Origin of the sequence: Mycolicibacterium aurum (assembly GCF_900637195.1) — a bacterium.
GTDB classification, from domain to species: domain Bacteria; phylum Actinomycetota; class Actinomycetes; order Mycobacteriales; family Mycobacteriaceae; genus Mycobacterium; species Mycobacterium aurum.
Window position 1 is genome coordinate 2686840 of the sequence record NZ_LR134356.1, and the last position, 14260, is coordinate 2701099.

At 68.3% G+C, this 14260-nt stretch carries 10 protein-coding genes; 4 read left to right on the forward strand and 6 right to left on the reverse strand.

The features are described from left to right. Positions 1-1353, forward strand: coding sequence for a condensation domain-containing protein (locus EL337_RS12840; protein ID WP_053086822.1), 1353 nt, complete (start codon positions 1-3; stop codon positions 1351-1353). Here the strand turns inward: EL337_RS12840 and EL337_RS12845 are convergent. Continuing rightward, complete coding sequence (locus EL337_RS12845) at positions 1334-2599, reverse strand: glycosyltransferase (protein ID WP_048631389.1); 1266 nt, start codon at positions 2597-2599, stop codon at positions 1334-1336. The genes EL337_RS12840 and EL337_RS12845 overlap by 20 nt on opposite strands. 55 nt (positions 2600-2654) lie before the next feature. On the opposite strand from EL337_RS12845, the gene EL337_RS12850 reads away from it, so the two are divergent. Next, positions 2655-5834: an MMPL/RND family transporter gene (locus EL337_RS12850; protein ID WP_048631390.1), complete on the forward strand. Its 3180-nt coding sequence runs from the start codon at positions 2655-2657 to the stop codon at positions 5832-5834. Between the two features lie 86 nt (positions 5835-5920). Further along, entirely contained in the window at positions 5921-7588 is a 1668-nt protein-coding gene (locus tag EL337_RS12855) for an HNH endonuclease signature motif containing protein (protein ID WP_126316567.1), read from the forward strand. Here EL337_RS12855 and EL337_RS29030 read toward each other — a convergent pair. Genes EL337_RS29030 through EL337_RS12875 form a run of 5 tightly spaced genes read right to left on the reverse strand, consistent with a single transcriptional unit; the run spans position 7585 to position 12414 of the window. Then, positions 7585-8346: an ABC transporter permease gene (locus EL337_RS29030; RefSeq protein ID WP_048633902.1), complete on the reverse strand. Its 762-nt coding sequence runs from the start codon at positions 8344-8346 to the stop codon at positions 7585-7587. The two genes, EL337_RS12855 and EL337_RS29030, sit on opposite strands and share 4 nt — an antisense overlap. Further along, positions 8343-9083 carry an ABC-2 transporter permease gene (locus tag EL337_RS29035; protein WP_048633901.1) on the reverse strand — a complete coding sequence of 247 codons (741 nt, stop codon included), beginning with the start codon at positions 9081-9083 and terminating at the stop codon, positions 8343-8345. Before EL337_RS29035 ends, EL337_RS29030 begins: the two co-directional genes overlap by 4 nt. Then, positions 9080-10009: a daunorubicin/doxorubicin resistance ABC transporter ATP-binding protein DrrA gene (locus EL337_RS12865; RefSeq protein WP_048633927.1), complete on the reverse strand. Its 930-nt coding sequence runs from the start codon at positions 10007-10009 to the stop codon at positions 9080-9082. The genes EL337_RS29035 and EL337_RS12865 overlap by 4 nt, the downstream gene beginning before the upstream one ends. Continuing rightward, the gene (locus EL337_RS12870) at positions 10006-10725 is read right to left on the reverse strand and encodes a glycosyltransferase (protein ID WP_048633900.1); all 720 of its coding nucleotides are present in this window, start codon (positions 10723-10725) and stop codon (positions 10006-10008) included. The genes EL337_RS12865 and EL337_RS12870 overlap by 4 nt, the downstream gene beginning before the upstream one ends. A gap of 6 nt (positions 10726-10731) precedes the next feature. Next, complete coding sequence (locus EL337_RS12875) at positions 10732-12414, reverse strand: fatty-acid--AMP ligase (protein ID WP_048633899.1); 1683 nt, start codon at positions 12412-12414, stop codon at positions 10732-10734. Between the two features lie 160 nt (positions 12415-12574). Between EL337_RS12875 and EL337_RS12880 the strand changes: the two genes are divergently transcribed. Then, positions 12575-14203, forward strand: coding sequence for an ABC-F family ATP-binding cassette domain-containing protein (locus EL337_RS12880; RefSeq protein ID WP_048633926.1), 1629 nt, complete (start codon positions 12575-12577; stop codon positions 14201-14203). Positions 14204-14260: the final 57 nt, after the last annotated feature.

Consider the following 14260-nt stretch of genomic DNA (forward strand, 5'->3'; position numbering starts at 1 on the left):
GTGCACCCGGATACTGGGGATGACCTGCTCGGCTACATCGACCAGGCCACCTTCCTGTCGCTGCGTGCCACCGGCCACGCCCAGGTGATGCAGCTGGTGTGGGTGTATGAGCGCCCGCTGGATTTCGCGGGACTGAAGCGGTTTCACGAGAACTTCGGATACGGCCTGGCCGGACGGCGCATCGAATGCTCACCGCTGCCGTTCGGTAGGCACCGGTGGGTCGCCTCCACCGGGCCGGCCGCCGACATCGACGTCGCCGACGTCACCCGGCCGCGGGCCGACCTCAGCGACTGGATCGACGAACGGTCACAGGTGCCGGTCGACCCCGAGACGGGACCGGGCTGGCACCTCGGCGTGCTGCCGATGGAAGACGGCTCGTGGGCGGTCAGCCTGGTCGTGTCGCACTGTCTGGTCGACGGAATCGGGTTGGCGCACACGCTGGTCGAAGCGATCACCGGTGCGGTGCGCGACCTCCACTACCCCGCGCCGAACGCCCGGTCGCGCACCCAGGCGCTCACCGAAGATCTCCGGGAGGCGTGCCGAGGCGCCGGCGCTGCCGGTGCTGCTCTGATCGCAGCATTGAGACTGGCGCGGCAGCGGCGCAGGGAGAAGCCACCACCGGGGAGGGTCGGGCGTACCCCGAGCCGCGGGCGGTCCGGCGGTTCGTCCGAGACCGTCGTCGTACCCGCGGTGTCGGTGCTCGTCGAGCTCCGGGCGTGGGATCGCGCAGCCGAAAACCTCGGCGGGAACAGCCATTCGCTGTTCTCCGGTTTCGCGGCGGCACTGGCGCACCGGATGGGGCGATGCCGCGCGGACGGCACTGTCGACCTCGTTCTCGCTCTCTCCGACCGGTCGATGGACGATTCCCGCGCCAACGCCCTGCGATTCGCGGGCGTCACTGTGGATCCGGGCACGATGGCCACAAGCCTGACGGAGGCACGCAGCGTCATCCGAGGTGCGGTGGCGACGCTTCGGGAACAGCCGGACGAGACGTTCGCAGTGCAGCCGTTGACCCCGTTCATCCCGAAGCGTGCGGTCAGAGGTATGGGCGTCACGGTGTTCGGTGATCGCCCCGTGTCCTGTTCCAGCGTGGGCGAACTGCCCGTCGTCGGGTTGCAGGTCGACGGTACGGTCGCTGACCGCGGCTATCTGCGCGCGGTGGATCAGAACGTGCGCCGGTCGGAGATCGAGCGCGGGGGTGGGCAACTCGTGCTCGTGGCAGGCCGCATCGGCGCCACGATGACCATCGGCGTCGCGGCCTACGAGGCCGGCGCGATGAACACGAAGCCGCGGTTGCGGAGCATGGCGGCGGCGGCGCTGGCCGAGTTCGGTCTCACCGGGGAGATACTCTGACCGCGATTCGCCCCTGCCGCGCCGACGCTTCGAGCAGATCGGCCGCGGTCGAAACACTCTGGTCGGCCGTGATCATCCTCGCCGCGGCCGCCCCGGCGCGTCGCACGCAGGCGGGTGCCAGCACTGCACGCAGCCCGGCGCGGAGCGACTCGGCGGTGACCGAGCTGAACCGCTGTGCCGTCCCGACCCCCAGTCGCTTCACCTGGGCGGCCCAGATCGGCTGCTCGGCACCGATCCACAGCACGAATGTGGGTGCGCCGGCACGCAACCCGGCGGCGGTCGTTCCCGCACCACCGTGGTGGACGACGGCGCGGCATCGGGGAAACACCGCCGCATGATTGACGGACTGGACCACGCGCACGTGGTCGGGCGGGGCGACGCCGGTGATGTCCCACACCCCGGAACAGATCAGCGCCCGCTCACCGAGCTCGGCACATGCATCGGAGATCAGCCCGACCGCGGCCGCGGGCGATTCCACCGGCATGCTGCCGAAACCGAAGTAGATCGGAGCGGAACCCGCGTCGATCCACGCCGACGTCGCCTCGTCGGTCCCGGTGTCCAGCCGCAGCGTCAACGCCCCTGTGAGAGGGCGGCGTCCGGCCCACTGCTCGGCGAGTCCGGGAAAGAACACCGGGTCATAGGCCTGGATCTCCAGTGCGCCGCCGTCGACCATGCGGCGGATCGCCCTCGACCGCGCCCGCGGCAGCCCCAGCGCACGGCGTTGCGCGTCCTCGGCAGGCCGGATCACTCGCCAGTGCAGCGACTCGACGACGGGCCACACCGATCGGATTACCGGCCCGGGCAGCGTGACGGGCAGGATGTGCGTGTTGGCGCGGAACGGGAAGTAGTGCAGCGCCGCCAGCGGAATGCCCTGTTGTTCAGCGACATTGGCGGCAAGCTCCTGATACGTGGTGCCCGTGAGGATCAGGTCCGCCTCCCCGGCGAGTGGGACCAGCGCATTGCTCATCTGCGCCCAGCCGGCAACCATGTACTCCCTGAGTTCGCGCAGTGCGGTCACGGGGTGCCGCAGCCGGAACGGCTCACGGAACACGTCGGCTTCGAGCTGCTCCTGGGAGTCGACACCGTATGGCACGGCGGGTCCGAGTCCGGCGCCCTCGACGAACGACACCAGATTCGGGGGCACTGCCATCCGGACGTGGTGTCCGCGGCGCATCAGTTCGGCCGCGACCGCTGCGCAGGGCTCCACGTCACCGCGGGTCCCGTGGACGGCTACGGCGAACCTCACGCGTCGTCCTTCCCGGCCGCGACCATATCGGTTACCGCCCATGCGAGATGGTGTGATGTTTAGGCGCGCTCCCCGCCGGCGCGTGCTCGGACACGGGGGGCTTGGTGCGCTCGGCCGGGCGATCGTGCGTCACCCGGTCGTGGTGATCGTAGCGTGGGTGACGGTCGCGGTGCTGCTCTTCCTCACGGTGCCACCGCTGGGCGTCGTCGCCCAGAAGAACCCGCCGCCCTTCCTGCCCGAGAGCTCACCGGTTTTCGTCGCGAGCCAGCACATGGACGACGCGTTCGGGGAGGCGGGTTCGGGCAACCTCGCGGTCGTCATCCTGAGCAACGAGAATGGGTTGACGCCGGCTGACGAGGCCGTCTATCGCGATGTCGTCGCCGACCTCAGGGCCGACACCGCCAACGTCGTGTCGGTTCAGGACTTCATCACGACTCCCGAACTGCGGCAGGTGATGTCGAGCGAGAACGGCAAGGCGTGGAATCTGCCGGTCAGCATGACCGGCACGATGGGGAGTCCGTCGGGTGGGCAGGCATACCGCGCCGTATCCGAGACTGTGAAGGCGGCCACGGCCGGCACCACACTGACGGCCAACCTCGTCGGTGCGTCGGCGACCCTGGAGGACGTCAACTCGATCGGGGCCCGCGACCAGATCCTCATCGAGATCTCGACGGTCATCACGGTGCTGGTGATCCTCATCATCGTCTACCGGAATCTGGTGGCGATGCTGATGCCGTTGCTGACGATCGGGATTTCGCTCGTGGTGGCCCAGCAGCTGGTCGCCGCACTGGGTGAAGTCGGCCTCGGGCTCGGGCCCCAGACCATGGTGCTGATGACCGGCATGATCATGGGAGCCGGGATCGACTATGCGGTCTTCCTGTTCAGCCGCTACCAGGAACTCATCCGTTCGGGTATGGAGTCCGACGATGCGATCGTGGAGGCGCTGCGGTCGATCGGCGAAGTGATCGCCGGCTCCGCGGGCACCGTCGCGCTGACGTTCCTGGCGTTGTCGTTCGCCACCCTCGGGGTGTTCTCGACCATCGGCCCCGCCCTGGCGATCACCATCGCCATCGGGTTCCTGGCCTCGATCACCTTGCTGCCGGCATTCATCGTCCTGGCAGGCCGTCGCGGCTGGATCACCCCGCGCAAGAAGGACCTGACCCGACGGTTCTGGCGTCGTTCAGGGGTGAACATCGTCCGCAGACCGGTGGCGCACCTGGTGGCAAGCCTGCTCGTGCTGGGCGCGCTGGCGTCCTGCGCGGGTCTGGCGAAGTTCAATTTCGATGACCGTCAAGCGCTTCCGGCCGATGCCGAGAGCAACCTCGGGTACGAGATGATGACTCGGCATTTCCCGATCAGCACCACTCTGCAGCAGTTCATCGTCGTTCATGCCCCCGACCAGGATCTGCGCACCCCGAAGGCCCTCGCGGACATGGAACAGATGGCGGCCCGGGTAGCGCAACTTCCCAATATCGACCTGGTGCGCGGCATCACCCGCCCGTCGGGCGAGACACTCGAGCAGGCTCGCGCCACCTATCAGGCGGGCGAGGTCGGTGGGCGGCTGCGCGAGGCGTCGACGGTGATCACCGACAACAACACCAACCTGTCCACGCTCAGCGACGGGGCAGGCCAGCTCGCCGACGTGCTGAACGAGATCCGCAACGGTGTCGTCGGCGCTCTGGGCAGCGTGCGCGGGCTGGCCGGCGCGCTCGACGACATGTCCTCGCGCTACGGCCAAGCCAGGACCCTCGACGAGATCGACAAGACGGCCACCCTGGTGGACAACATGCGCGCCCTCGGAGATTCCCTGAGCGAGAACATCACCCGTGTCACCGACTTCTACCGCTGGACCACTCCCGTCGTGAACGGCTTGAACAGCAGCCTGACCTGCAACCTCGACCCGGCGTGCGTCACGGCACGCGCGGAGTTGCAACGCGCCGCCGCATCTCGTGACGACGTCGCCCTGGAGCGGATCGCCGAGCTGTCCCGACAGCTGCAGGGCACCACCGGCACCGATTCGGTGTCGGAGGCGCTGCGCGGAATCGGACAGAACCTCACTGCCGCAACGTCGGCGGCCCGCGACCTGGGCCTGGGGGAGCCGGGAGGAGCGCAGAAGCAACTGGACGACATGCTCGACGGCGCCAACACGCTCGCCGACTCCAGCCGCAAGCTCGCAGAAGGTGTGCAGTTGCTGGTGGACCAGACCCGCGAGCTGGGAGGCGGCCTCGATCAGGCATCGTCGTTCCTGCTGGCCATGAAGTCCGACGCGGCCGACCCGCCGATGTCCGGTTTCTACATCCCGCCTGAGGTGCTCACCCAGGCGGAATTCGAGAAGGCCGCCAAGCTCTTCGTCTCCGAGGACGGCCACACCGTCCGGTATCTGGTGCAGACCGCCCTGAATCCGTTCGGGCGCGACGCCATGGACCAGGTTCCCGAGATCATCGCCGCCGCGGAAAGTGCCAGGCCGAACACCGCGTTGGCCGATGCCGAGATCTCGATGGTCGGATTCTCCGCTGTCAACAACGACATTCGGCACTTCTACAACGGCGACAGCCGGTTCATCATGATCGCCACGCTGGCCGTGGTGTTCGTGATCCTCATGCTGTTGTTGCGCGCCATCGTCGCGCCGCTCTACCTGGTGGCGACGGTGATTCTGTCCTACGCGTCCGCGCTCGGCATCGGCGTCGTCCTGTTCCAGTTGATCCTCGGGCAGGAGTTGCACTGGAGTGTGCCCGGCCTCGCCTTCCTGGTGCTGGTCGCCGTCGGCGCCGACTACAACCTGCTGCTGATCTCGCGGATCAGGGACGAATCGGCGACCAGAGGTGTGCGCACGGGCGTCATCCGGACAGTAAGCGCGACGGGCGGGGTGATCACCTCGGCCGGGCTGATCTTCGCCGCGTCGATGCTGGCGTTGACGGTGAGCAGCATCAGCACGATCGTCCAGATGGGCTTCGTCATCGGGGTCGGCCTCCTGTTGGACACCTTCATCGTGCGGACCGTCACCGTGCCTGCCGCGTGCGTGCTGATCGGCAACGCGAACTGGTGGCCGTCCAAGGGGCCGTCCCGAGGGTCGACGCGTCGGAAGGCCGAACCGGCGCGGACGGACCGTCCTGCGCCGCGCGAGCCGGTGACGCGCACCGACGATGTCGACGACGACAACACCTGGGACGACTGCAGTTTCGGGGCCGCAACGCAGGCAGCGCGCCGGGTGTCCGACGCGTGGGATGACCGTTAGGCGTCGGGGTTCCCCAATGCGGAGTTCATCCACAGATCGACGCGGCGACGTCGCAGATCAGTCGATGCACGCCTAGATTCGAAAGTGTGTTCGACGAACTTCTGGCCGCTGTTGCGGGCGCGCGTACCCCGGGATCGGGAGTCCGTGCGTGTGCCCGGCTGGAGAACGCGGCCTGCTCTGCGCGGTTAACGCATATGGCCGACATGCTCGCCGCCGCCTACGCGGTATCGGGATCGGCCCATCGTGAGCAGTGGCGCGTCGACAACTGGAGCGCGGTGTGCGCGCAGATCGGCGCCGCCCACGCGGTGACCAGCGGGGTGGTCAACGGGCTGCTGATGGACGCGGTCACGCTGCGCGAGCGGCTGCCCAGGGTGGGCGCGGTCTTCGCCGAGGGCTTGATCGCGTATCGGCTGGTCCATCTGATCTGCGCGCGCACGATGTTGGTCAAGGACCGGGAAGCGTTGCTAGCTATTGATACCGAGCTGGCGGAGCTGCTGCGCACGTGGGGTGCGAAGTCGATGGTCCAAGCCGAGCGTGACATCGACACCCTGGTGCTGCGCCACGACCCCGGTGCGGTACGCCGCACCGAATCGAGTAACCGCGGCGCCTACGTCGAGGTGAACGCCGCGCAGGCCACCGGAACCGCGTATGTGTCAGCGACGGTGTCGCTGACCGACGGTGAGGCGTTCGACCGCCGCGCTGATGCCCTGGCGCGCACGGTATGTGCACGCGATCCCCGCACCCTCGACCAGCGCCGCGGCGCTGCGTTGGGGGCCATGGGATTCGGCTGGGACCGCCTGCCGTGCATGTGCGAGAACGACGACTGCGACGCCGCCGCCAAACCTCCGGTAGGTGGCCTGGTTGTCCACGTTGTCGTGCGCCAGGACACCCTCGACGCGGGCGAACCCGACGGGCCAAGCAATCCTGGCGGCCCAACCGACCCCGACGGGCCCACGGACCCCGAAGGCGATCCAGCAAGCGCTCCGAGTCGGCAGCCCGAAACCAGCGCCACCGCAACCGAACCGACTGCCGATCCGCAATCCGCGCCGACGACGACCGCCGGCCTGACAGCCCAACGCCGCGCCCTCGTCGGTGACAACCCGCCGCTGCTGCCCAAACCCTGGTACTCCTACACCTTGCGGGAGCTGCTGGCCGCGCTCACGGACGGACCAGGGCAGTTCAGCACCGCCGGCCCCGCCGCCATCCTCGGCGGCGCGGTCATCCCGGCTCCAGTGGCAGCGCAACTCGCGATGCACGCCACCATCCGGCCGCTCATCCACCCCGGACAAGCCCCACCCGAACCGCGATACCGGCCGTCGCGCACACTCGCAGAGTTCATCCGCTGCCGCGATCAGACATGCCGCTTTCCCGGCTGCACACGACCAGCCACGATCACCGACATCGACCACACGATTCCATACCCGTACGGGCCCACCTGTGCATCGAATCTGGTCTGCCTGTGCCGAGAACACCACCTGCTCAAAACATTCTGGCCCGGCTGGTCCACCCAGCAGTTCCCCGACGGAACCCTCGTCTGGACCGACCCCGAGGGCCAGCGCTGCACCACCTATCCCGGCAGCCGCCTGCTGTTCCCCGAACTCTGCGCACCCACCGCCGCCGTCGTGAATCCACGGCGCCCACCGCCCAAACACACCGCAGGCCTCACCATGCCGAAGCGGACCATCACCCGCGCAGACGCACGCAGACAGCGCATCGACGACGAACGACGACTCAACGTCGCCGGAAAGACCTAGCTGCCACCAGATTCCGCGGCGCGGCGGTAGCCGCGGGCTGCCAGTGGTCCGAAGACGGCGAGCAGCGCCAGCAGCCATGCCGCACCAGCGGCGAGCGCAGGTCCGGCGGGATCGCCCTCGGCGAGGGCGCGCATCGATTCCACGATCGGGGTCAGTGGCTGAAATCTGATCAGGGGTTGCAGCCAGGTCGGGAACAGGTCGACGGGGGCGATCCCGCCCGTGCAGAAGGCCATACCGATCGCCGACCCGCCCAGCAGTGTGAGCAGCGCCGTGCTCTGCCGGAGTACCGCGACGGAGACGACGATGGTGCCGAACACCATGACCACCAGCACGGGTATGGCGAGGAACGCCACGATCGCCAGCGGACCGCCGTCGAGTCGGAGACCGAGGGCCATACCGACCGCCGTGATGAGGATTCCGGCGCCCAGCGTGCGCACCCCCTCGGCGAGCAGTGTGCCGGCCAGGAAGCTGGACCGCGCCACCGGTTGCACCCAGAAGCGGCTCAGCAACCCGCTGTCCCGTTCGGCAGGCAGATGGAATCCCGCGCCGACGGCCCCCATCATCGCGCCCGCCACCGTGCACATCGGCACCAGCGCGGTCAGGTTGTCGGCGCCGGTGAGCTGCGTCATCGACCTGCTGACCAGCAGATCGTAAGTCAGTAGGAGCAGGGTGGGCAGCAGCAGTGACTGCATCGGCACCACCGGATAGCGACGCCAGCGCATCAGCATGCGTTCGGCGAGAACGACTGTCGTCCTCACCGCCTGCGCCTCTGCATCCGTACCGCGATGGCCCCGAAGCCGATCGAGAGGCCGACGCACCATGCCGCGGTCACCAGGACCTCGCCGACCGCGGCGCGTCCGACGGCGAGTTCACGCAGGGTCCCGGTGATCTGGGAAACCGGTTGGTGCTCGACGAACGGCTGAACCCAGTCGGGAAACGACGCCACCGGCGCCAGGCCGGTCGAGACCAGGACCAGGATCAACTGCGGAACCAGCAGCAGTTGACCTGCACCCACCCTGCCGATCCAGGTCCCCGTGGCGTCCGCGCCCAACGAGAGTGCCAGGGTCAGGATCAGCGGGACGGCGACGAAGGCGACCATGCTGCCGAGACCGCCCGTCAACCGGAAGCCCAGCAGGTATGCAGTCACCATCGCCGCGGCCAGGGCCAGCACGCCGCGCAGCAGGCAGTAGATCATCCGCGCGGTCATCGGCGCCAACAACGAGATCGGTTGTGTCCGAAGCCGTATCGAAAACCCGGAGGCCTGATCCCAGGCGGCCCGGTCGGCGGTCGTCACCGCGCCGAGCAGCATGGCCTGGACGATGATCGCCGGCAGCACGTATTCGGCGTAACTCAGGTGGCCGGTATCGATGACGTGGCGCAGCGCGAAGTTCAGACCGAGCAGCGTCGCGACAGGGGCGATGACGGCCAGCACAAGGTCGAAGTCGCGCAGCGCGACCTGCACCATCCGCTCGGTCAGCGCGGGCAGTGCGGTCACAGGGTCGACGCTGCAGGGGTCAGATGCAGGAACACCTCGTCGAGTGTCGGCTTCCGCAGCGAGATGTCGATCAGCTCGACACCGAGCTGATCTGTGCGACGCACCACCTCACCGAGGGTGCCGACCCCGTCCGCGGCCCGCACCGACACCGTGTTGCTCTCCGCGTCGGCGTCGACCTCGTCGATGTGGGCCAGCGCTGCACTCACCCTCGGGATGTCGGCCGGGTGCACCAGCGTCACCTGGCAGTAGGTGGCGCCGGTACGCGCCTTCAGTTCCTCAGAGGTGCCACTGGCCACGACCCGCCCGGCGTTGAGGATCACGATCGAATCGCTGAGCACGTCGGCCTCTTCGAGATACTGCGTGGTGAGCAGGACGGTGACGCCCTCGGCGGCCAGCGACGACACCAGCTCCCACACCTGCCTGCGACTGCGGGGATCCAGACCGGTGGTGGGCTCGTCGAGGAACAACACCTTGGGTGTCATCACCAGGGCGATGGCGATGTCGACCCGCCGCCGCATCCCGCCGGAGTAAGTCTGCACGGGGCGGTCCGCGGCGCGGCCGAGGTCGAACTGCTCGATCAGCTCGTCCGCCCGTCGCCGGGCGTCTCTGCGCCGCAGGCCCCGGAGCCTACCGAACAGCGCCAGATTCTCTCGGCCGGTGAGAAGCTCATCCAGACACGCGCTTTGGCCGGTGACGCCGATGCTCTCGCGCACCTGGGCGGCCTGCTCGACGACGTCGTATCCGCCGACCCGAGCTCGCCCGGACGTCGGAGGTATGAGTGTCGAGAGGATCTGAACCGTCGTCGTCTTACCGGCACCGTTATGGCCGAGCAGCGCCAGGATGGAGCCCGTCGGCACCGCCAAGCTCACCTCGCTGAGCGCCGAAACCCCCTGGTAGGTCTTGCTCAGGCAGTCCACTTCGATCATCGGACGACCGTCCATTCCCTGCTGGCCGAGCGGCGGAACAGAAAGACCGACGCGGAGTTGCTGAACCACTGCCACAGCAGGGTGCGCCAACCGACGGCATGCGCGCGGCGCCCCGAGTGATAGACGGTGAGGCGACGTTCGAACCGGGTGCGGCCGATGCGCGACAGCCGGCGGAACAGATCCATGTCCTCGGCGGCGGGCAGGGTCTCATCGAACCCGCCGACCGCGCGGAACGCGTCGGCGGTGATCATCTGGAACTCTCCGCCCGCGCCGCCGATGCCCAGCAGATTGTTCTGCAGCAGGAACTGGACGCCGAGCATGGTGAACACGTATTTGTCTGCGGCCGTGCTGCATTCGGGCACCACGCGGTACTTGCCGGTCAGTGCCACCAACCGGTCGTCCGCCGCGAAGGCGGCACAGGCGATGCGGAAGAAGTCGTCGATGTCGGGCACGAGTACGTCGGCATCGAGGAATACCAGGTGGTCGCCGCCTGCCGTCGCCGCCCCCAGATTGCGGGCTTCGGCGATGGTCTGTCGCCGCGCCTGCTCGTGCACGATGATCCGATCGGTGTATCGGCGGCAGATCTCGACGGTGCGGTCGGTGCTGTTCCCGTCGGACACGATGATCTCGTGCTCACCCGTATACGCGGTGAGGCGGTCCAGGGTCTGTGCGATGGTCGCCTGCTCATTGAGGGTCGGGATGATGAAGGAAATCATCGCGAGTCAGGCGTCGAGCCGGGCGAGCGCGTCCGCGAGGTACTGCTCGACACATTTCTGGCGGCGGATCTTGCCGCTGGTGGTGATCGGCAGTGACCCGCGCTGGACCAGAACCAATTCGGTGAGCGTGAGCCCGTGGGCGTTGGCGACAGCGGCCGTCACGTCGCCGGTGATGTCGCGATCGGACTTGGCTTCGGCGACCACCACCAGGTGTTCGGTGCCGTCCTGCTCGACCGCGATGGCGGCGGTGCGCCCGCCGGAGATCGCGCTGACGGTCGCTTCGATGTCGTCGGGGTAGTGGTTGCGGCCGCGCACGATCAGCAGGTCCTTCAGACGCCCGACGATGAACAGCTCCCCGTCGGACAGGAACCCCAGATCTCCTGTCCGAAGCCACTCCTCCTCGGGGCTGTCGGCTAGTGCGCCGCCGAAGGTGTGCGCCGTCTCCTGCGGCTTGTTCCAGTACCCGAGGCAGACGTTGTCCCCACTGGTCCAGATCTCGCCGATCTCGCCGGCGGTGACCTCACGCCGGGTGTCGGGGTCGACGATCCGGACGGCGGGCGAGGTGGGCGTGCCGTAGCTGACCAGGGGAGTACCTGCCGGACTGCGTTCGGCCACTCCCTCGGACAGCTGCGCAGGGTGGAACGATGCGACGGTGGGGGCCGCGCCGGGTCGATGGGTCGCGACATACAGGGTGGCCTCGGCAAGACCGTACGACGGCCGGATCACCTTGTCGGACAGGTGGAACGGGGCGAAGCGTGTGGTGAACCGCGCGACCGTCGAGGGCTGGACGCGCTCGGCGCCGCTCATGATGGCCAGCACGTCACCGAGATCGCAGCCGGCCATGTCCGCATCCGACACACGTGCCGCGGCGAGGTCGAAGGCGAAGTTGGGCGCCGCGCTCAGGCCGCGCTGGTGGGCGCCGAGCAGTTGCAGCCATCTCGCGGGCCGGGTCAGGAACGCGATCGGGCTGGTGACCACCGATGTCCAGCCGCCGAGGATCGGGGTGCAGATTCCGAGCAGCAGCCCCATGTCGTGGTAGAAGGGCAGCCACGAGACGACCGTGGTGCCCGGCGGGGCCACTCCGCCGTGGTGGGCGAAGAAGTTGGCGGTCATCTGCTCGAAGTTGGCGGCCAGGTTGCGGTGCGACACCATCACACCGGCCGGGGTGCGCGTCGAGCCGGACGTGTACTGCAGATAGGCGACGTCGGGACGCTCCTCGCGCCGCCGGTCCGCGCGGCGTCTGGCATCCAGGTCGAGTCGGTCGATCTCGACGACGGCCGGCGCTCCCGCACCGCGGCGCACGCTGTGCATCACGTCGTCGACCAGTGCCGACGTGGTGAGAATCACACGGGGTGCGGCATCGGCGAGCACCGCCTGGATGCGTTCGTCTGCCGCGGGCTGCAGGGGAGCCGACAGCGGCACGGCGATCAGATTGGCCTCCAGCGCGGCGAGGAAGCCGACGATGTACTCGATGCCCTGTGGGGCGAGGATCAGGGCCCGGTCCCCGTGATCTGCGCACGATCGCAGTTCATCGGCCAGATTCACGGCGCGTCGGTGCAGCTCGGCCCAGGTCAGCCTGGTTCGGACACCGTCGGCATCCTGGTCGTAGTCCACATACGTGAACGCCACATCGCGGGGTTGCAGACTTGCGCGCTCCCGCACCAGCGCCGGGATCGACGATTCGCTCACTTTGTGCCTCTCACCACCGGAATATCGAGAAGAGCTTAGGCTAACCTCGCTTAAATTTGGCGCCTGCGAAACGGTTGGCGTTATCCGGGCAGCGCGCACTAGCCTGGAACCCAGCCACGGCATGTTTTTCGTCATGCCCTTTTTCGTCAGGAGCATCAGCGTGATCACCGCAACGGACCTCGAGGTCCGCGCTGGAGCGCGCACACTGCTCTCGGTCGAAGGTTCGGCGCTGCGCGTGCAACCCGGTGACCGCATCGGTCTGGTCGGCCGAAACGGTGCCGGCAAGACCACGACGATGCGCATCCTGGCGGGGGAGGGCGAACCCTACGCGGGCACCGTGACCCGGGCGGGCGAAATCGGTTACCTGCCACAGGATCCCAAAGAGGGCGATCTGGACATGCTGGCCCGCGACCGGGTGTTGTCGGCGCGCGGACTGGACACCCTGCTCGCCGATCTGGAGAAGCAGCAGGCGTTGATGGCCGAGGTCGCCGACGACGCGGCCCGCGACAAGGCCATCCGCCGCTACGGCCAACTGGAGGAGCGGTTCGCCGCACTGGGCGGTTACGCCGCCGAAAGCGAGGCAGGCCGGATCTGTGCCAGCCTCGGCCTGCCCGACCGCGTCCTCACCCAGCCGCTGCGCACCCTCTCCGGTGGTCAGCGCCGCCGCGTGGAGCTGGCCCGGATCCTGTTCGCCGCGTCCGACGCGGGTTCGGGGTCGGCCACCACGCTGCTTCTCGACGAACCCACGAACCACCTCGACGCCGACTCGATCGGCTGGCTGCGTACGTTCCTGCAGAACCATTCCGGCGGTTTGGTGGTCATCAGCCACGACGTCGAACTGCTCGCCGACGTCGTCAACCGGGTGTGGTTCCTCGACGCGGTACGCGGCGAGGCCGACATCTACAACATGGGCTGGCAGAAGTACCTCGATGCCCGCGCCACCGATGAGCAGCGTCGCCGCCGCGAGCGGGCCAACGCCGAGAAGAAGGCCGGTGCGCTGCGGGCCCAGGCGGCCAAGATGGGCGCCAAGGCCACCAAAGCCGTTGCCGCCCAGAACATGCTGCGGCGCGCCGAGCGGATGATCGCCGAACTCGACGCCGAACGGGTGGCCGACAAGGTCGCGCGGATCAAGTTCCCGACACCAGCGCCGTGCGGCAAGACGCCGCTGATCGCCAAGGGCCTGACCAAGACCTACGGTTCGCTGGAGATCTTCACCGGGCTGGACCTGGCCATCGACCGCGGGTCGCGCGTCGTGGTGCTCGGCCTCAACGGCGCGGGCAAGACCACACTGCTGCGCCTCCTCGCCGGCGTGGAGAAAGCCGACGCCGGGGGACTGGAACCGGGCTACGGACTCAAGATCGGCTACTTCGCCCAGGAGCACGACACCCTCGACAACATGGCGTCGGTGTGGGAGAACATCCGGCACGCCGCACCCGACACCGGGGAACAGGAGCTGCGCGGTCTGCTGGGCGCCTTCATGTTCAGCGGTCCGCAGCTCGAGCAGCCCGCGGGCACGCTGTCCGGCGGCGAGAAGACCCGGCTCGCGCTGGCCGGTCTCGTGGCCTCCACGGCAAACGTGCTCCTGCTGGACGAGCCCACCAACAACCTCGACCCGGCCTCACGCGAGCAGGTTCTGGACGCGCTGCGCAGCTACGCCGGCGCGGTGGTCCTGGTGACGCACGACCCCGGGGCGGCAGAGGCGCTGCACCCGCAACGCGTCCTGCTGCTGCCCGACGGCACCGAGGACTTCTGGTCCACCGATTACCGGGATCTCATCGAATTAGCCTGACCGCCGGCCACATCGTTGGGCGGACGTCATTTTTGTGTCGTGTCAACGGCTGGTGGG

Coding starts and splice junctions, on each gene's coding strand:
- EL337_RS12865 (WP_048633927.1), bottom strand. CDS start 10,009: ATGATCGAAGTGGACTGCCTGAGCAAGACCTACCAGGGGGTTTCGGCG.
- EL337_RS12870 (WP_048633900.1), bottom strand. CDS start 10,725: ATGATTTCCTTCATCATCCCGACCCTCAATGAGCAGGCGACCATCGCA.
- EL337_RS12850 (WP_048631390.1), top strand. CDS start 2,655: ATGTTTAGGCGCGCTCCCCGCCGGCGCGTGCTCGGACACGGGGGGCTT.